The organism is Streptomyces lunaelactis (assembly GCF_003054555.1).
Taxonomy (GTDB): domain Bacteria; phylum Actinomycetota; class Actinomycetes; order Streptomycetales; family Streptomycetaceae; genus Streptomyces; species Streptomyces lunaelactis.
Genome location: NZ_CP026304.1, coordinates 8201924 through 8220847, shown reverse-complemented (window position 1 = coordinate 8220847; position 18924 = coordinate 8201924). Strand labels below are relative to the sequence as shown.

Genomic DNA, 18924 nt, shown 5'->3' with positions numbered 1-18924 from the left:
ATTCCCCTCACCCCATGGACCCCGGACAACGGCGAAGGCACCACCAGCGATGCCCGAGCAGCATGAGCTCGCCTCACAGTGAATCGTTTTGCTGGCCTCGTCTCGCTCCTTCAGCGCCGTCCCGTATGAGGGGGTGTGTGACGGCGGTGGACACTTTGTTCACCGCTGTTGGCGGAGGTCCTCGGTCGTTGTCGGTCGCCAACTACCGGGCTGCGGGGAGCGGGATCGTTTGTTTTCGTACATCGCCTCGTCTGCTGCGCGGAGTGTGTCTTCGACGGGGTTTTCGCAGCTGGCCCAGGCGATCCCGATGCTGATGCCGACCCGTACACCGTGTCCGTCGATCCTGTAGGGCAGGATGACGGCGTTGCGCAGTCTGGCGGCGTAGTCGGCGGCTTTGGCGGGGGTGATGTGGTGCGCGAGGATGACGAAGACGTCGCCGCCGAGCCGTGCAACGGTGTCGCCGTCAGATACTGACGTGTTCAGTCTCCACCATCGACAGCTGGTGGCCCCCTCTTCCCCTCACTGGAAGTTGCTGGCCCAGTTGGCGAGTGGGCGGGGTCCGAGGATTCGCTTGTCGGCGTGCTGGCCGTCACTGACCTCGATAAGGACGTACTGATCCCCGGAGAACACCCAATACTGATTCCTGTCATCAGGCGTCTGCATCACAGCATCATTCACCGACGGTTGCTTGGCGTGCGCCGGGCCAGGCTCACCACGGGACTGATTGGGCCCATGCCTCACCAGAAATGCGGTGGCACCACCAGCCGTCAGCAGCAGAGCGGCGATCAGCGGCACCGCCCAGCGTATCCACCGACGGGGACGGCGCGGGTGGATGGTGGGAGCCCGCAGGGTCTTCTGAGGCGTATCCGGCTCCAGGGCGTGTACCGATCGCAGCGCGTGGGCCGCCTCCGCTATCGAGGGACGCTTGCTGGGATCCTTGTGCAATAGGCTCTCGATGAGCGGTTGCAGGCTGCCCGTACTCTCCGGAATCTCACGTCGCTCGTTGGCCACGGCGTGCAGGACGGCGGCGGGCTCCGGTCGGACGAACGGGGAGCGGCCGGAGACCAGCACGCACAATGTGGTGCCCACCGAGAACAGGTCGCTGGGTGGGCCCACCGGCTGGCCGTGCAGCCGTTCGGGGGCGATGAACTCGAAGGAACCGACCAGCCCGCCGGCGGTGGTCAGCGGTTCACCGTCGGCCAAGGCCGCGATGCCGAAATCGCATAGCACAACGCTGCCGTCGCGGCGCAGGAGGACGTTGGCCGGCTTCACATCCCTGTGCAGGGCGCCGACCGCGTGCACTGCCTCCAAGGCGTCGAGGAGTTGCAGACCAACCCCGGCGGCCTGGGACGGAGACATCGGGCCGACAGAGGCAAGGTGATGGGCGAGCGACGGGCCGTCCACGAGTTCCATCACGATCCACAGCCGGTTCTCGAAGTCGACCAGGTCGTAGATGTCCACCACGTTGGGGTGGGAGACGCGGGCGATCGTACGGGCCTCCCGCAACACCCGGCGCAGCTGGGCGGCGGGCTCCTCGCCCTCGCCCCCGAGAAGAAGCTCCTTGACCGCGACCGTGCGCTCCAGCAGCCGGTCCGTGGCGCGCCAGACCGTGCCCATGCCGCCGCTGCCCAGCCGTTCAGTGAGAAGGTACCGGCCGGCGATCAGCCGCTGCTCATCACTGGGAAGCACACCCCACCCCTCTCGTGTTCGACCCAATGCCTTCCACCCACACCCACACCCACAGCCCAGACCAACAGCCGATTACCGCCCACCCCAGTCAGGAACGGCACCACAGCCGCCTCCGGTGACCTCAGGTTACCGCTCGACGCTCATGCTGCGGATTGCTACGCCTGCCTCGGGTAGGGCTTCTCATCCAGGGTCCGCAGTGGCCCGCGAGAGGGCGGCGGCGCCCTGGCAGGCGACGGTGGCGACGTCGTCCGCGAACTGGGCAATGTCGTCGGGCCAGCTTGAGGTCGGCTGGAGGATCAGCAGGGACACCGCGCCGTGCAGGCAGGCGCAGATGCCCCGGGTCAGCGCGTGACGTCGCCGTGGAGGATGCCGACGTCAACGCATTGCTGCACTGTGTCCCGAAGGAATCGGAAGCAGGCGTCGGCGACCTGTTGGGTGGCGGCGGTCGCAGGTCCGGTGGCGACCAGGCGGTAGCGCAGAGGGTGGTCGAGCCCGAACCTGATGTAGGCGGCACCGCGCTGGTGGAGTTCGGCGAACGGGTCGGTGGTCTCGAGATACCCGGACAGCCGCATCCGCGCCGTATCCACCGAGTCGACGATGAACAGCTCCGCCCGCCTCGCCCACAAGGCGCGCCCGCTGCGGGCCACCACGGCGGCCCGCTCGGTGCGCCGGTACAGATCCAGCGACCGCAGCACCGGATGCTGGGCGGCCGTCTGGCGGGCGAACCCGTATTTCGCGATCGCCTGCAGCTCGACCGTGGCGGGCTGCCGGTCCGGGCGCGGGGCGGCCACCTCGATGTTCAGCGGGCAGCTGAACTCCCGCAGCCTCATCCCGCTGGTGACCGCGAGCTCGCCGGCGGCCATGTTGCGCAGCCGGTCCCCGCCCCGCTATGGGAGAGGCTTGAGCCGCTTCTGCCTCGCGGTGGGACTCGTGGTGGTCGCTGGAGTGATCACCGCAAGGTGATCGACGGTGTCCTGTTCCGGGTCCGAACGGGGGTTCAGTGGCGTGACCTGCCGGAACGGTTCGGGCCGTGGGAGACGGTGTACAAGCGGCATCGCCGCTGGTCGGCCGATGGAACCTGGGAGCGCCTGCTGGCGCAGGTCCAAGCGGCTGAGGACGCTGTCGGCGGGATCGACTGGGACGTGTCGGTGGACTCCACCACCGCACGGGCCCACCAGCACGCGGCCGGGGCGCCCCACGCCGCCCCACCGGAGTTTCCCCCTTCAAAGGGGGCCCACGGCAGGACGAACCGGGGCGATCCGGTGTGGCGGAGTCTGTCCGTCCGGCTGGCGGAGGTGGTCAGACAGGCGAGTGCTTAGGCCGCTCACGGGGCGGCTTCAGCACCAAGATCCACCTGTCGGCCGAGGGCTGGTGCCGCCCGCTGTCGACGCTGCTGACACCCGGACAGTACGGCGACAGCACGCAGTTCGAGGCTGTACTGGAGAAGATCCGCGTACCCCGTATCGGGCCGGGCCGGCTTACAGCTCCCGCAGGAACCGCTCCTACCTGCGACAGCGCAAGATCCGGCACACGATCCCCGAACCCCGTGACCAGCGGGCAAACCGTCGAAGGCGCGGCTCAACTGGCGGGCGGCCGACCGGATTCGACAAACAACGGTACAAGAAGCGCAACGTCGTTGAGCGGGCGATCAATCGCCTCAAGAACCACCGGGCCGTGGCCACTCGATACGACAAGCGCGCCTACATCTACCTCGGGACCGTCACCGTCACATCTCTGGTCATCTGGCTCCGCACATGATCCGAGAAACAGAACCTAGTCGTCTTCTGCCGGCGGCGACGCCGGATCCTCCGCGGGAGCGGCGCCCCCCGCGGCGCTGGCGACGGTCCTGGCGGCGTCGGCGAGCCCGCTGCCGCAACCGCCCGCACACGCGCCGGGCAGGGGGCGCGCGTTGTCCTTGATGGCCCTCTCGATCTCGGCTGGCGCGAGCGCGGGCCTGGCAGCCTTCAGCAGGGCGGCCAGGCCGGCGATGTGCGGGGCGGCCATGCTGGTGCCCTGGTAGAACGCGAAGCTCTCGGCGGCGGGCGCGTCGGTGCCGGAGTTCAGGGTAGACAGGATGCCGTCGGCGGAGTTCGGCGACGTCTCACCGCCGGGTGCCGAGATGTCCACGGCATTGCCGAAGTTGGAGTATCCGGCCTTGTCACCGGCGCGGTTGGTGGCAGCGACGGTGATGACGTTGTTGCAGCTGGCGGGGGAGGAATTGGCGGCATCGCTGGATTCGTTGCCGGCGGCAACGACGACGGTGGTGCCGCGCTGGACGGCGCCGTCGATGGCGCCCTGCGTCGCCGGGTCGCAGGCTCCCCCGCCGCCCAGACTCATGTTGATGACCTGTGCCGGGGTCCCGTTGGCGGGTACGCCAGGGACGGCTCCGCCGGAGGCCCAGGTGATGGCGTCGATGATGTCGGAGGTCGACCCGCCGCAGCGGCCCAGCACCCGCACCGGCTGCACCCTCGCGCCGTGGGCGACGCCTACGACACCCTTGCCGTTGTCGGCCACGGCGGCCACGGTGCCTGCGACATGAGTGCCGTGCCAGGAGGAGGGCGCCGCCGGCAAGGGGTTCCCCAGGGGGTCTTTGCACTCACCCTGTTTGCTGGCGTCACCCGGGTCGGAGGCGTCGTTGTCGCGGCCGCCGCCGTCCTTCGCCGTGAACGCGTCGGTGATGAAGTCGTACCCGGCGACGGTGTTGGCGGCCAAGTCGGAGTGCGCGGCGATACCCGTGTCAAGGACCGCGACCGTCACCCCCCGGCCGGTGGACGTACGCCACGCGTCACGCACATTCATGCCCGCTTGGGCCTCGGTCAGTTCCCACTGCTCGCCCAGGCGCGGGTCGTTGGGGTTGCTGGGTGCGGCGATCGCCGCGGCCTGCACTGTGCGGTCCGGGACGACGAAAGCCACGTCCGGGTCGGCCCGGAACTGGTCCATCACCTCGGCGACGTCCTTGGCCGGCTGTTTTTCACCTAGGTCCACCAGCACCGTACCGGTGCCCAGACGGCGGTCGAACGACAGCTTCTCGTCGGTCTGTGCGGCCACCGCCTGGGTGTCCTCGCGTACCGCCGTGTCCGAACGCGCCCCGGCCGCCTTCGACTTGTAGCCGACGATCAGAGCGTCGGACTGCCCAGCCGACGGCGCGGCCTGCGGTGAGGCGGGCGCCATGGGAACTGCCGAAGGGGACTCGTCTCCCGCCATGGCGTTGGCCACGGCCGCGCCGCCGAGAAGCGCGACGCCCAGGGCGGAGGCCACAAGTATTCGCCCGTGGCGAGTTTTTCGGTGTGTGCCGTTCACGTGGTTCCCTTTCGAGTGGACCGGATTCCCGGGGTATGCCGAAAGCCGGGTCGTGTGGGGGGGGTGATGTCCCACCGATCGACGACCGCCCCGTGGGTCGCGGCTGGCTGCCCATGACGACCGCGGGGATGACCGTCGACGGCACCGAGCGGGTGTGTGTCCGCACCCGGACGGGATGGGGGTGCCGTGCGGCCGGTGCAGTTGCGAAGGTCGGAACCCGGCCGGTGCCTGCTGATTGAGCCACCAAATTGCGGAAGAGCGCGTCCCGGTTGTGTCACAGCAGGGGTGTTGCCCCTGGCGGCGGTCCTACGGAGGGTTTTCCGGTCCGGACCGGTCCGGACCGTGTTCGGGCAGGGGTGGTTATGGGACATGGGGAGTCGACGCCGCGGCAGTTGTTCGCCGAGCGGTCAGAACCCGTCTTTGAATCTGTTTCAGGCAAAGCGTTGGCGACGCTGTATCAGGCACATCTCAGTCAACACGCCCCGAAGGATGATGAAACGCCCTCTTAGTCCGGCTTCTCCTTGAACGACACGGCCTCCCAGATTTGGTCCTTGCTTCCGTCGCACGTGTTCTGGACGGTTGCCGTGCCAGCAGGCTCGACGCACTGGGTGGTGCTTCCCGCGTTGCGGAAGGTGCCCGACCAGGTGACGACCCCTGGTAGAGCTCTTCGGCCGGCGCCCGGTTTCTCGACTGTCGTGACCGCGGCAGGCGGCGGCTACTCGGTGAACGTCTGAGGCGACTTGGATGCCTGCAAGGGCCGGGAACCCTTGCCGTGGTCACGGAACGGTGTCGCCAGGATAAGGAGGGCAATCCCGATGGTGGCGATCACGCCACCGGCGACGGCGCACATGTGGGTTGGGGAGCCCGACCGATGGCCACTACCCGGTACCGCGGTGCGGTGTGCCGGGTGCCGTCGCCGCCTCAGCGGCGCTCGCGCGGGCGTCGGCCATTGGGCCGCCACGTACGCTGAGCCGCCCCGCAGCAGGACCCGGCCGACAGTGCCGAGCCCAGTCGTTGGTTGAGGTCGGTGAGGTCGATCAGCGCGCTGCGGCAGTGCGTGCACTGCGCGAGGTGCCGGTCGAGGTCCTTGTTCGGCCGGCAGCCGGTGCGGCGCACGACGGCCCCGAGCAGGGAGCCGTAGTGGCGGCACTCCTCGCTCACGGAGGCGCTTTCGGCATGCGCGGCCAGGTAGGCCTCGCGCAGCCCTTCCCTGGCCCGGGACGCCAGCGAGCCGACACCGCTCGCGCCCACGCCCAGCAGCGGGCCGACCTGCGTGGCGGGTTCCTCCTCGACGACGGTGTGCCATAAGACGGCCTGCCACCGCTCGGGCAGCGAGCGGAACGCGCGCAGGACAATAGAGGTGTCCTCCAAGCGCAGTATCCGCTCCTCGCCGCCCTCCGTCTGGGGGGTGTCGGGCAGGTTGGCGAGCCAGTGCTCGAAGTCGGCCGACAGCTCGGTACGGCGGGCCGTGCCCGCCCAGTCGACGGCGATACGGCGGACGACGGTGCGCAGGTACGGGAGCCAGGCGGCTTCCGGACCGCCGCCGGACCGCACCGCCTGCAGCGTGCGGGCGAAGGCTTCCGAAACCAGGTCCTCGGCAGTGTGCGGATCACGGCAGCACCTACGAGCGTAGGAGAGAACCGCCGTACGGTGTCGCCGGTACAGCTCCTCCACCGGGGCATCGGACGCTAACTCCCTGAGTGCAGCGGTGAGTTCGGCGTCGGACTGGGAGACAGCATTATCAACGGGCATGCGTCACCAAGGCCTTTCGAATAGGCGGAAGTGGGTGGGGGCACCAGGCCAGGTCGGCGGGCGGGTCCTTGGGCCGGCAGCCGGTGTTCACCAGGGCGATGAGCGCGGCGGCCAGGACGGCCACAAAGCGCGGGTGCGGAGGAGCGTGCATGACGGTTCTCTCCCGTGGCTGGTGTCGCTGTGGCGGCTGGATGGGGTGTGTTGCGGTGCCGTTGCGGCGGTCGGTGCGCGCCGGGGCCATGCGGAGGCTGCAGCCGGTGCCTGCACATTGAGCCATCGATCGCGTAACAGCGCGCATCAGTTTGGTCACAGTGGGGGCGTAGGTCCTGGTGGTGTTCCTACGGTGGCTTTCCGGTCCGGACCGGTCCGGAAAGCGTTCTGCCAGGGGTGGTTATGGAGCAAGCGGAGCCGACGCCGCGGCGGTTGTTCGCCGAGCGATTAGAGGAGCTGCTGGAGCTGACGGCGGATCTTCCGCTGAAGAGTGCGGTGGCCGAGGCCAACCGGCGTCGGCCGGCCGGCCGGGGCCGGCCGGTCTCGGGGCGCAGGCTCAGCGACTGGAAGCGGGGCCGGCATCTGCCCGATTCGGAGGTGGCGTTCCTCGTTCTGATACGGGTCCTGATCGAGCACTGCCGCGGCCGGCGGGTGCCCCAGGAAGGGGGCATTGCGGGTCTGCTGGATGAGGAGCAGTGGCGGCAGTGGCTGCGGGCCGCCCGCAGCTCCCCGCCCGACACCGACCCGTCGGCACCGCAGCAGCCTGCACCGCACTCGGCAGAGCAGCAGGAGCGGGCCGGGCAGACGGCTGAGGAGACGGCGGCTGACGGCCGGCGGGCGGATCAGTGTCCTTACTTGGGACTGGCGCCGTTCGGGCAGGGGCAGGCGAAGGTGTTCTACGGGCGGGAGAAGCTGACCGCACAGCTGGTGCACACCCTCGCCGACCGGTTGGACCGGCCCGGGATCTTGATGGTCAGCGGCGCCTCGGGGGCAGGTAAGTCCTCACTGGTGCGCGCGGGGCTGCTGCCCGCGCTCGCTGACGGCGCGCTGAGCGCGGAGTCGGCCCGGTGGCCGGTTGCGGTGATGCATCCCACCTCCCAGCCCCGCGACGAGCTGGCGCGGGCGCTGGCCAAAGTCGCCGGGCGCGACCCCGGGTCAATCCGTAAAGTGCTGGAGAGCGCCCCGGAGCGGGCGCACACGGTGGTACGGGACGTGGTGGACGCCCACGCGGCCACGGCACAGACGACCGCGGGCAGCACGGGCGACCGGCTGGTGCTGGTGGTCGACCCGTTCGAGCAGCTGTTCACCCTCCCCGGCGCCCCCCAACCCGACTCCAGCCCTGGCTCCGGTCCCAGCTCCGGCCCCGGTTCTGTTGATTCGGCGGAGCGGCAGCGCGCGGATGTGATCGCGGCTCTGCACGCGGCGGCCACCTTGCCGTGCGGGCCGGACGGGGAGCCGGCCGCGTTGGTCATCGCGGTGATCCGCTCCGATTTCCTGCCCGCCTGCGCGGCCTACCCCGAGCTGGCCGAGGCGGCAACCGACGGGCTGTTCCTGGTCGGGCCGATGACCGCGCCTCAGCTGCGGCTGACCATCACCGGACCTGCGGAACGTGCGGGCCTGCAGATCGCGCCCTCTCTGGTCGACGCCATTCTCGCCGACCTGCCGACCTCCCTAACCGACGGCGGGTACGAGGTGGGGGCGCTGCCGCTGCTGTCGGAAGCGATGCGCGTCACCTGGCAGCACCGCGAAGGCAACGAGCTGACCAGCCGCGGCTACGAGCTGTCCGGCGGTGTCGCCCACGCCATCCAGACCAGCGCCGAAGCCGTCTACAGCGACCTCACCCCCGCTCAGCAGGCCGCCGCCCGCAAAGTGTTCCTCCGCCTCACCAGGATCACCTCTGACGGGCAGGCCGTCCGCCGCCCCATGCCCTACCGGCACGACGACGCCGCCTCCGAGGTTCAGGACGTCGTGGAGGCCTTCGCCGCCCAACGCCTGATCGTGGTGGGCGAGAACACCGCGCAGATCACCCACGACACCCTGCTGCACGCCTGGGGACGCTTACGCGGCTGGCTCGAGGACGACCCGGCCAACCGTGCCCTGTACAGCCAGCTGGCCGAGGACGCCGCCGACTGGGCCGGCAACCACCACGACGCCTCCTACCTCTACCGGGGACAACGCCTCACCGCGGTCACCAACGCCCGACAGCACTGGAACACCGACCCCGACCGCTACCCCACCCTCGCCCGGCAGGAAGAGGACTTCCTCGACGCAAGCGTCAAAGCCGAGGCCCGCACCACCCGTCGACGACAAGCCTTCACCACAGCCCTCACCATCCTGCTCGTCCTCGCCATGGCCGCCGCCTCACTGGCCTACCGACAACGCGGAACCGCACTTACCGCCCAAGAACAGGCGCTGTCCAAGCAACTCGCCGCCCGGTCCGACGCGCTCATCGACACCAACCCCGACCTGGCTTCCCTACTGGCCGTCCACGCCTACCGGACCAGCGCCACCACCGAAGCAACCGCCAGCCTCTATGCGGCAGCAGAACTCCCCCTGCACCGCCGCCTCACCGGCCACGAGGACATCGTGTTTTCGGTGGCGTTCAGTCGTGATGGGCGCACTATCGCGACCGCCGGCGAAGACGGCACGGCGCGGCTGTGGGACACCACCACCGGCCGCACCCGCAAAACCCTCACCGGCCACAAGGACACCGTGTATTCGGTGGCGTTCAGCCCCGATGGGCGCACCCTCGCCACCGCCGGCGAAGACGGCACGGCGCGGCTGTGGGACACCACCACCGGCCGCACCCGCAAAACCCTCACCGGCCACAAGGACACCGTGTATTCGGTGGCGTTCAGCCCCGATGGGCGCACCCTCGCCACCAGCAGCGAAGACCAAACGGTACGGCTGTGGGACATCACCACCGGCCGCACCCGCACCACCCTCACCGGCCACAAGGACGCCGTGGGGGCGGTGGCGTTCAGCCCTGATGGACGCACCCTCGCCACCGCCAGCAAGGACACTACGGTGCGGCTGTGGGACGCCAACACTGGCCGCACCCACACCACCCTCACCCGCCACAAAGACTGGGTGAATTATGTGGCGTTCAGCCCCGATGGGCGCACCCTCGCCACCGCCAGCTTCGACGACACAGCGCAGTTGTGGGACGCCTCCACCGGCCGCACCCGCACCACCCTCACCGGCCACACAGACGTGAGGTTGGTGGCGTTCAGCCCCGATGGGCGCACCCTCGCCACCGCCGGCGAAGACGGCACGGCGCGGCTGTGGGACACCACCACCGGCCGCACCCGCAAAACCCTCACCGGCCACAAGGACACCGTGTATTCGGTGGCGTTCAGCCCCGATGGGCGCACCCTCGCCACCGCCGGCGAAGACGGCACGGCCCGGCTGTGGGACACTGCTGGCCGCACCCGCACCTCCCTCACCGGCCACACAGACGCCGTGGGGGCGGTGGCGTTCAGCCCCGATGGGCGCACCCTCGCCACCGCCGGCGAAGACGGCACGGCCCGGCTGTGGGACACTGCTGGCCGCACCCGCACCACCCTCACCGGCCACACAGACGCCGTGGGGGCGGTGGCGTTCAGCCCCGATGGGCACACCCTCGCCACCGCCAGCAAGGACAGTACGGTGCGGCTGTGGGACACCACCACCGGCCGCACCCGCAAAACCCTCACCGGCCACACAGACGCTGTCTGGTCCGTGGCGTTCAGCCCCGATGGGCGCACCCTCGCCACCGCCAGCTCAGATGAAACGGTGCGGTTGTGGGACGCCACCACCGGCCGCACCCGCAAAACCCTCACCGGCCACACAGACGCTGTCTGGTCCGTGGCGTTCAGCCCCGATGGGCGCACCCTCGCCACCGCCAGCTCAGATGAAACGGTGCGGTTGTGGGACGCCACCACCGGCCGCACCCGCACCACCCTCACCGGCCACAACGCCTGGGTGAATTATGTGGCGTTCAGCGCCGATGGGCACACCCTCGCCACCAGCAGCGAAGACGGCACGGCGCGGCTGTGGGACACCACCACCGGCCGCACCCGCACCACCCTCACCGGCCACACAGACGCCGTGGGGGCGGTGGCGTTCAGCCCCGATGGGCACACCCTCGCCACCGCCAGCTTCGACGGCACGGCCCGGCTGTGGGACACCACCACCGGCCGCACCCGCACCACCCTCACCGGCCACACAGACGCTGTCTTGTCGGTGGCGTTCAGCCCCGATGGGCACACCCTCGCCACCAGCAGCGAAGACGGCACGGCGCGGCTGTGGAATGCAGACATGCCTGACCAGGCCGCAGCGATCAGAAGGATCTGCCAGGTCGTCGGCCGAGATTTCACCGCGAATGAACGCTCCGAGTACCTCGCCGGACAGTCACCTGACCGCGTGTGCCTCACCTGAGCTCCGCCTGAACGCGCAGCTGGCATTCGTCTTCAAAGAGCCGTACTTCCCCGACAACGCTCGGATCGACAGCTTCAACGGCCAGCTGTCCCGGCGGATACGTAAGCAACTCATGCCTGCATAAAGGCCAAGACCGGGAAGTTGGAAGCCGTTGTCCTTCTGGATGTGGCCGGTGAGTCTTCGCTGGTCAGGCATGGTTCCGGTGTCGTTGCGGGAGGGATCGGGCGATCAGTTCGTTCTCGGCGATGCGGAGGTGGCCGGTGGCATCGGTGATGGGCTTGCTGGAGGTCCGGGAGGCGGCTGCCCGGGTACGTGCGGAGGAGCTTCGTGCGGAGGCGGACCGGGTTCTGGCTGAACTCGGCGAGGCGGAGGCGGTGTTGGAGCGTCGGGTGATCGCTCGGGTGGAGCTCGCCGAGGCCCAGGCCGCTCCGGTCGAGGCCGGGGATGCGCCGGTTGTCGGCTCGCGGGAGGTGGCGGTCCGGGGGCCGCTGGGGGGATAAGGCACCGGTCGCGGGGTCGATCGTGCCGCGGTGGCGGGAAGGGGCGGGGGTGGAGGCACTCGCGTCGGACTACCGGCGGATTGTGGAAGCCCTTCAGAACGAACCGGCGGCCGGTGCGGAGGGGATGTCGGCGAAGGAGCTGGCGGCCCGGCTGGAGTTGGTGCCGGCGAAGATCGAGAGGGTGCGGTCCAAGACGAAGCGCCTGGTCGAGCGGGGCCGGCTGACTGGCTGTGTCGCCGTCGGACCGGTTTATGCCGCGGCAGCCCATCGGGACCGCTCCTGCCGCGTCTCGGGCTGCCGGGCACGGCGGGCGAGGCGGCGGCTCATGAGCATGGACGCCGACCACCAGATGAACGCTTCGCTGCTGTCGGGCCGCGTCTCGTAGTCGCGGGCCATGCGCCGTGAACGCATCAGCCATCCCAGGCTTCGTTCCACCACCCACCGTCTCGGCAGCACCACGAACCCCCAATCTCGGCTAGGACCGGCATGATCCGGCCGGGAAGAACGGCGGCAACTCCCGCAACGGCACACGTTCCAAGACGGTGCTGACCGAGGTCGGGCCGGTGGAGATAGCCATGCCCCGCGACCGCGACGGCTCCTTCGAGCCGAAGATCGTGCGAAAAGGCAGAAGCGCCTGACCGGCGTCGATGAGATGGTCATCTCGCTCGCTGCGAAGGGCTTGACGACTGGTGAGGTGCAGGCTCACCTGGCCGAGGTCTATGGCACTGACGTCTCCCGCCAGACGATTTCGACCATCACCGACAAGGTCCTCGATGCCATGGCCGAGTGGCAGAACCGGCCCCTCGACCCGGTTTACCCCGTCGTCTTCATCGATGCCATCCACGTGAAGATCAGGGATGGCGCCGTGGCGAACCGCCCGGTCTACGTCGCCCTCGCAGTCACCACCGAGGGCCGACGCGAGATTCTCGGGCTGTGGGCCGGCAGACAGCGCCTCAAGTAACCCCGCTCAGCCACCCAGCAGCCCCAACTGAAACGGCGAGCTCAGGGTCCGTCCGACGACCCCCATGCCGTCACAGCAGCCTCCCGGCGGAGTCGGGACGACGTCACGCCGCACCAGCCCAGCGATCACCTCGGTTGAGAGTCGCGCGAACTCAGCGCTTTCGTACGACTTCCGGTTCGTGGCGGCGCAGGAACCGGATCGTGAGCAGCGAGCAGACGATCGCCGCGCCGAGCAGCACTCCTGTGTCGGTCAGCCACTGGCCGAAGGTGTGACGCCACAGAGGGTCGGTGGCGGAGGGAGCCGTCTTGTCCTGGGGACCGAGCACCTGCCCAAGATCGAGTGTTACGCCTTCCGCTGCGACGGCCCACCGTGATGGCATCAGCCTGGCCACGTGTTCAACACCGGGATTGTCGAAGAGTTTGAAGACGATGCCTGAGAACATGTACTGGGCAACAGAAAAGACAACCAGCAGAGGCATAGTTTTCTCGGCAGTCTTCACCAGTGCCGAGATGACCAGACCGCACATCATGGAGGTGAACCCGAGCAGCGTGATGACGAATGTCATCTCTAAGACCGGGGTGCTTTTCACGACTACGCCTTCTGCCGGCAGTTCGCGCGGTGCAAAGCTGAGCGCGCACAGGACGATCCCCTGCAAGCCCGTGATCAGTCCCAGCACCGTGATCTTCGACATCAGGTAGGCGGATCTGGACAGGCCCGCCGCCCGTTCCCTCGCGTAGATCGCCCGTTCCTTGACCAGCTCCCGGACAGAGTTCGTGGTGCCGATGAAGCACATGCTAATGACCAGGGATACGAGGACGGTGCCGGCCTCGACGTTCGCCTTGCCGTGGGGTGCTTTTCGAAGGCCGAAGTCAGCAGGTATCACGGTGTTGGCCAGGCCCAGGACGACAGGCAGGAGGACCATCATGCCGACGAACCCCTTGTCGGAGGCCACGACCGCCAGGTACCGGCGGACGAGCGTGAAGAGCTGAGCTGTCCAGAGAGGTGGCTTCGGCGGATGAACGCCCTCGTGGGCCGCATGCCCCGCAGGCGTGCCCGTCTGATGCGGGGTAACCAAGGAGGCCAGGTGCTGCCCCGACTCGCGCCACCGTCCGGACCAGTCGTACCCGTGTTCCTTCTCGAAGGCGGAGAAGACGTCGGCCCACTGCTCGTACCCGAAGAATTCCAGTGCCGCCTCCGGCGGACCGTAGTACGCCACGGATCCGCGCGGGGCCAGGACCAGCACCTTGTCGCACAACTCCAACTCCCGGACCGAGTGGGTCACCACAATGATGGTCCTGCCGTCGTCAGCGAGTCGTCGCAGCAGTTGCATGACATCGCGGTCCATGCCGGGGTCCAAGCCGGAGGTCGGCTCGTCCAGGAACATGAGCGAGGGTCTGGTCAGCAGTTCCATGGCGACAGAGACGCGCTTCTGCTGCCCACCGGAGAGCGCGGCGATGCGTTTGCCGGCGTGGGCGTCGAGTTTGAGCTCACTCAGCACCTTCTCGACCCGACGGTCGCGCTCCGCAGCGTCGGTGTCGCGGGGAAAGCGCAGTCTGGCGGCGTACCGGAGCGCGGTCCGTACAGTGAGCTGCAGATGGAGAATGTCGTGCTGTGGGACGATGCCGATGCGCTGACGCAGTGCAGCGAACCGCTCGTGAAGGTTCTGGTTCTCATAGAGCACCTCGCCTCTGACGTCGCGCTGGTGACCGGTCAGGGCGCGCAGCAAGGTGGACTTCCCAGAACCGGACGGTCCGATCACCGCGATCAGAGCCTTCGGCGGCACCGCGAAGCTCACCTTGTTCAGCAACGTTCTCTTGCTCTTGCCGCACTTGACCTTGACGGTCAGCCGACGGGCGGTCAGCGTGGCGACGCGGACGGCCTGCCCATGGGAGCGGGGGGCGGTGGGTTGACTGTCCCGGTGTGCCTCTGGTGGCGCGCCGCCGCCCTTCAAGTGACCGTTCTGCTGGTGCGTCGGCGCATTGAAGCGAAGCTGCGGACCATCGGCTTCACTGCCGAGGCTGGATACAGCACCGTGGGTGATGTCTGCCAGACGCATGCACCGACCGTTGGTGTATGTGCCGTTGGTGCTGCCCAGATCCTGCAAGACCCAGCTCTTTCCGTTCCAGTAGATTCGGGCGTGCCGCCACGAAACGACGGCCTCCTGGAATTCCATGTCCGACTGAGGATCACGACCCAGCACGTACGTTCTGGCAGGATCGAGTCTCCTGGCGATCCCGTTGAATTCCATCAAGAGCTCTATTCCATGCTCCACGATTATTGTCTCCTGACAGTCTTGTACTCCTGCTGAGCACGTCGGCGACGATCGCGGCATCGGCCGGCACGGGCGGCTGCGGCCGGATCGCCGCCCACGCCGCCTGCCCGAGGCGGCGCGGCAGGTGCTCGCTCGCGCCGCCGGTGCGGACGCGGGTCGGCACCGCCCAGAGTGCCGTCATCGACTGCGCCGGCCGCCGTCCGTTGGAATGCAGGGACGGCTGTCACGCCCGGCGGTTATCCACCCGCTGCCCGCGGGCTAGCGCGTCCGGCCGCTGTCTCCCAGCAATGGACGGAGGCGAACACTCCAACCATCCGTGCCGACCTCACTGGTCGCGGTATCAGTCATCCTTGACCGCCTGGATCTCCAGCTCCAGCAGGACGGTGTCACCAATCAGCGCGCGTCCTCCAGCCACGGGCCCATTGCCCGTCACACCGAACTTGGATCGGCTGATCCGGGTGTAGGCCCGGAATCCGGCCCTGGTCCCGCCCGACGCATCGGTGTCCACACCGAGCAAGAACAGGTCGAAGGTCACCCGTCGGACCTGGCCCCGGATGGTCAGCGCCCCTTCGACGAGGTATCGACCGTCCTTTGTGCTGATGCGAGCAGACTTGAAGTACGCCGTCGGGTGGTTGTCACTGTCGAGGAAATCGGTGGCGCGCAGGTGCTTGTCCCGTTCGGAGTTGCGGGTGTCGACCGACGTGGTGTCGATCTCCGCCCGCACGCTGGACCGCAGAGGCTCGTCCCCGACCGTGATGGTCCCGGAGAACCGCGTGAATGCGCCGCGCACCCGGGTCATGAGGTGGCGTACGCAGAAGCCCACCTCGGAGTGGTCAGGGTCGATCTGCCAGACGCCGGTGAGCTGGTCAATCTCGACTGAGGTTGCGAGCATGTTGCTCTCCATGGGGTGCGTTGGTCGAGGAGCGTGGCAGCAACGAGTCGGCAAGTCACCCGACTCGGCACCATGTCCGACGGGGAAGCAGCCAACGGCCATGTCAGGGGCCAGGCTCTGACCTGCGGGTCTTGCCGTCCCAGGCCCAGCATCCACGCGGTGATCCCATCCAGCTCGGCGACGGTGTGTCACCGGAGCGTCGGCGAGCACCCGGGCAGGCAACGGCGGGACGGGAACGCACAGGCGGAGGCCACGCCCCTCCGGCCGCAGGCCGGTTGCCGGCCCTGTACGTGGAGTCCGGCGCCATCGGCGCTCGGTTCCACGCATGCAGCGCCGGCACGCCGCGCGCTGATCAGCACAGGCGCCCACCACGAGCCTGCGGACGGGCCATCGCAGACCGCGGCGGCCTTGATACACGCCACACGGCCCGGAAGGCCACGGCTGCGCTGTCGCACGAGCGTTCCGATCTCCGCGTCACTGAGGCGCAGGTGGACGTGGTGTGTGAGGACACTTCGGACCATAGAGTTCCCCGGATGTGCGTCGTGTTCTCGGCGGTCACCAAGGAGGACTGTGTCCGACGGCAGCCATCCTGTCGCTTTGCCAACGTTTTACCAAGTCGAGCCCTGCGGGGTTGAGTTGATGGGTTGGGTGCGGGTCCGGCCTGTCCTCCATGGGCAAGACTTTCGGCGGACTCGGCAGGGCCGTGCAGGGCAAGTCGGATCGGAATTCGACTGCAGTAATTCCGCATCTCGCACGACAACTCCGGGCCGGCGGATTCGGATCGGATGACTCTGCACTCACTTCAGGGTCGCCATATTGCGCAGAGTGGGGCGCGTCGAGAAGACCCGCCTTCAGACGTCGTGCAGTTGCTTCCATGCAGATGAGGTGAATTCGCGACGCAGCAGGGGGGTGAGTGACCCGCTCCCGCCTCGGGGACGACGAGGCGGGAGCGGGAGTACCCGGTGCTGATTCGAGCTATCCGACGCGCTCGATCTGCGCGTTCCGGATGAGGTTCTTGCCCGGCTCTCGGACCTGCTCGAACGCCGCATTGTTCAGCAGCGCACAGCTACCGGAGGCCGAATTCACCTCCACAATGGTCGACCTGTTGTTGTCTAGGTTCGTCACCCTCAGTCTGGTCCCGACGGGGAACCGGTCACTGGACGCCGCCGGCGCACCGCCCTCTCCGGAGAGCGTCACCGTCGACCCCTGGCAGACCACCTGGCCCGAAGCAGCCCCACCCCGCTGGCGTCCTCCTGGTTGAGCACCCTGGCCGCCGCCCGACTGGTTACAGCCTTCATCCTGCTGCTGCACCCTGATGAGATCGACTACTTCTTGCCGGTTGGCGATCCTCGCCCAGGAGTTGGGCCCGGGGTTGTCCCGCTCATTGGCGATGAACTGCTGGTTGCTCGCCAGAGCCCCAGCCAGCTCGTCACACTGCCGTGACGACGACTGGTTGAACCTCCCCTGGCCGGCATTGCCGGTTCCTGTCATCGCGAATGCCGTCCCACCGACCAGTGCGATGGTACCGGCCAGCAGGACGATCTTCTTCTTCTTGCTGACCATTCTCTTTCGGGACACTTTCAACTCCGTTCTCGATCGCGGAACACGGTCGGATTTCGATCCGTGTGCCATGGAGTACGTCCCGATTCAATATTCTGTTCAGCGCGGCATTCAATCCTTTTCGCCTGCCGATCACACCCGGAAAGGGAGATCATTCAAGTCCAGAAGGTCACATCGGTAATCGACGGAAGGCGCCGTCGCAGGGCAAAGCCACTGAGCCAGGCGTTACTTCGAGAATTAGCCAAGAGCGCGTCTGACGAGAAATCGCCATTCCCCTGACACGGTGCAGCCCACCGACAAGCAACCTGCCTCGGCACAATTCCGGAAACATGAAAGCAGCCACCGGCGACGTCAAGGTGACGTGTCATCTCAACGTCTGCGCAGCCGCCTACATCTGACAGCCCACATGACGCGTACTTATCTCCCGCCCAGAAGCGCGAGGACACCCGCCAACCAGTTGCCGGGCCCGTACGTGGTGTACGAAGCACGGTTCCACACGCGCAGCGCCGACATGCGCGCGCCTGTCAACGCAGCCACCCGCCATGAGCCTGCGGACGTGCCATCGCGGACCGCGGCCCTGTTACGCACTACAACAGCTCGGAAGGCTGCCGCTCGGCTCTGTCGCACAAGCTGTCCGATCTCCGCGTAGCCGAGCCGCTGGTGGACGTGGTGTGTAAGAAGACACTTGAGACCATCGAGTTCCCCAGATGTGCGCGGTGCTTACGGCGGTCACTAGGGAGGACTGCGTTCGGTGGCGACCATCCCGCTACTTTGCCAATGCTTTACCAGTGACTCGACTCCACTCAACTCGGGACACTCCCGGTCGTGGTCCGGGACGGGAACGGTCATCGGCGCGGGCTTCCGGGCGGGGCGGCTGCTTTCCGGCCGGCCGTCGCCGGGCCCGGAAGCCGGTCCGGGAGTTCGACGATCCGGCAGCCGAGGCTCTGGAGTGCGTCGCCGATCGCCCTGGCGTCGCGGTCCCTCTGAGCGGGGCTGGGAACATGCGGAGCGAAGAGCGCGCGCGGGCCCGCAGATCAGTGACGTTCAGCGTCCAGTCATGGCGTTCGTCGCATGGGGATGGCGTCCGGCGGCCCAGTGGGCACCGATGGGGAGGGTGGCCTCCGGGATGGCTAACAGTGCGACAGTCGTGACGGGTTGGTGGCAATGCGAGCAGTCACGAGTGGCTGTGGGCTCGAGCGGGTCCCGGTCCCTGGGGTGTCGGGCGGCGGGCCGTAGCGTTGGCGGCCGACTCTTAGGGGCGGTTCAACTGGATTGAGCGCCTTGGGTTCAGTGGCGGGCGTTGGCATGTGGCCCAGGCGACGAGCGCGGTCCTGGTCCCGTGCGTCGTCACGTTGACGTTCTGCGGCCCTGCGGCAGATGGAAGCGCAACGCCGGACGGTTTTGGGTGCCGCTGGGTCCCGCCGCCCTGCGGCCGCACCCGGTCCTCCGGAATCAACGGCCTGGCGATCTCCCGCAAGCTGTCCGGAACAATCCAACTCCACGCGCCCCGCCCCATGAACAGCCCAACGACCGAGCACCACATAGGACACCGCCCTATTTCGGCGCCGCGGAGGATGCGTTACCGGAG

At 68.1% G+C, this 18924-nt stretch carries 10 protein-coding genes and 5 pseudogenes; 4 read left to right on the top strand and 11 right to left on the bottom strand.

The features are described 5' to 3' along the window. Positions 1–159 precede the first annotated feature (159 nt). The 4 genes and pseudogenes from SLUN_RS37560 to SLUN_RS37550 form a co-directional block, all read right to left on the bottom strand. Positions 160–486, bottom strand: a pseudogene (locus SLUN_RS37560) (GGDEF domain-containing protein); the annotation flags it as partial. A gap of 33 nt (positions 487–519) precedes the next feature. Further along, the gene (locus tag SLUN_RS37555; RefSeq protein ID WP_108154317.1) at positions 520–1689 is read right to left on the bottom strand and encodes a serine/threonine-protein kinase; all 1170 of its coding nucleotides are present in this window, start codon (positions 1687–1689) and stop codon (positions 520–522) included. A 180-nt stretch (positions 1690–1869) separates the two neighbouring features. Next, positions 1870–1998, bottom strand: coding sequence for a hypothetical protein (locus SLUN_RS41855; protein WP_257153876.1), 129 nt, complete (start codon positions 1996–1998; stop codon positions 1870–1872). 32 nt (positions 1999–2030) lie between these two features. Further along, positions 2031–2552: a TetR-like C-terminal domain-containing protein gene (locus tag SLUN_RS37550; RefSeq protein ID WP_170146533.1), complete on the bottom strand. Its 522-nt coding sequence runs from the start codon at positions 2550–2552 to the stop codon at positions 2031–2033. A gap of 48 nt (positions 2553–2600) precedes the next feature. Between SLUN_RS37550 and SLUN_RS37545 the strand changes: the two are divergent. Then, positions 2601–3447 (top strand): annotated as a pseudogene (locus SLUN_RS37545) (IS5 family transposase). A gap of 15 nt (positions 3448–3462) precedes the next feature. Here the strand turns inward: SLUN_RS37545 and SLUN_RS37540 are convergent. After that, a complete protein-coding gene (locus SLUN_RS37540) occupies positions 3463–4947 on the bottom strand; it encodes a S8 family peptidase (RefSeq protein WP_306610740.1) in 1485 nt (494 codons plus the stop codon). 963 nt (positions 4948–5910) lie between these two features. Further along, positions 5911–6741, bottom strand: coding sequence for an RNA polymerase sigma factor (locus SLUN_RS37535; protein ID WP_108154315.1), 831 nt, complete (start codon positions 6739–6741; stop codon positions 5911–5913). A 393-nt stretch (positions 6742–7134) separates the two neighbouring features. Between SLUN_RS37535 and SLUN_RS37530 the strand changes: the two genes are divergently transcribed. Next, a complete protein-coding gene (locus tag SLUN_RS37530; protein ID WP_108154314.1) occupies positions 7135–11151 on the top strand; it encodes a WD40 repeat domain-containing protein in 4017 nt (1338 codons plus the stop codon). 260 nt (positions 11152–11411) lie between these two features. Then, complete coding sequence (locus SLUN_RS40410; RefSeq protein WP_175313449.1) at positions 11412–11651, top strand: hypothetical protein; 240 nt, start codon at positions 11412–11414, stop codon at positions 11649–11651. 249 nt (positions 11652–11900) lie between these two features. Here the strand turns inward: SLUN_RS40410 and SLUN_RS37520 are convergent. Continuing rightward, positions 11901–12116: pseudogene (locus SLUN_RS37520) on the bottom strand (IS5 family transposase); the annotation flags it as partial. Positions 12117–12130: 14 nt separating this feature from the next. On the opposite strand from SLUN_RS37520, the pseudogene SLUN_RS37515 reads away from it, so the two are divergent. Next, positions 12131–12594 (top strand): annotated as a pseudogene (locus tag SLUN_RS37515) (IS256 family transposase); the annotation flags it as partial. A gap of 169 nt (positions 12595–12763) precedes the next feature. On the opposite strand, the gene SLUN_RS37510 reads toward SLUN_RS37515, so the two are convergent. The 4 genes and pseudogenes from SLUN_RS37510 to SLUN_RS40405 form a co-directional block, all read right to left on the bottom strand. Further along, complete coding sequence (locus tag SLUN_RS37510; RefSeq protein ID WP_254709983.1) at positions 12764–14860, bottom strand: ATP-binding cassette domain-containing protein; 2097 nt, start codon at positions 14858–14860, stop codon at positions 12764–12766. A gap of 364 nt (positions 14861–15224) precedes the next feature. Next, positions 15225–15776 (bottom strand): YceI family protein, encoded by a 552-nt coding sequence (locus SLUN_RS39770; protein WP_159100429.1) that lies wholly within the window; start codon positions 15774–15776, stop codon positions 15225–15227. A gap of 975 nt (positions 15777–16751) precedes the next feature. Beyond that, a complete protein-coding gene (locus SLUN_RS37500; RefSeq protein WP_108154311.1) occupies positions 16752–17354 on the bottom strand; it encodes a hypothetical protein in 603 nt (200 codons plus the stop codon). Positions 17355–18738: 1384 nt separating this feature from the next. Continuing rightward, a pseudogene (locus SLUN_RS40405) lies at positions 18739–18852 on the bottom strand (IS5/IS1182 family transposase); the annotation flags it as partial. Positions 18853–18924 lie beyond the last annotated feature (72 nt).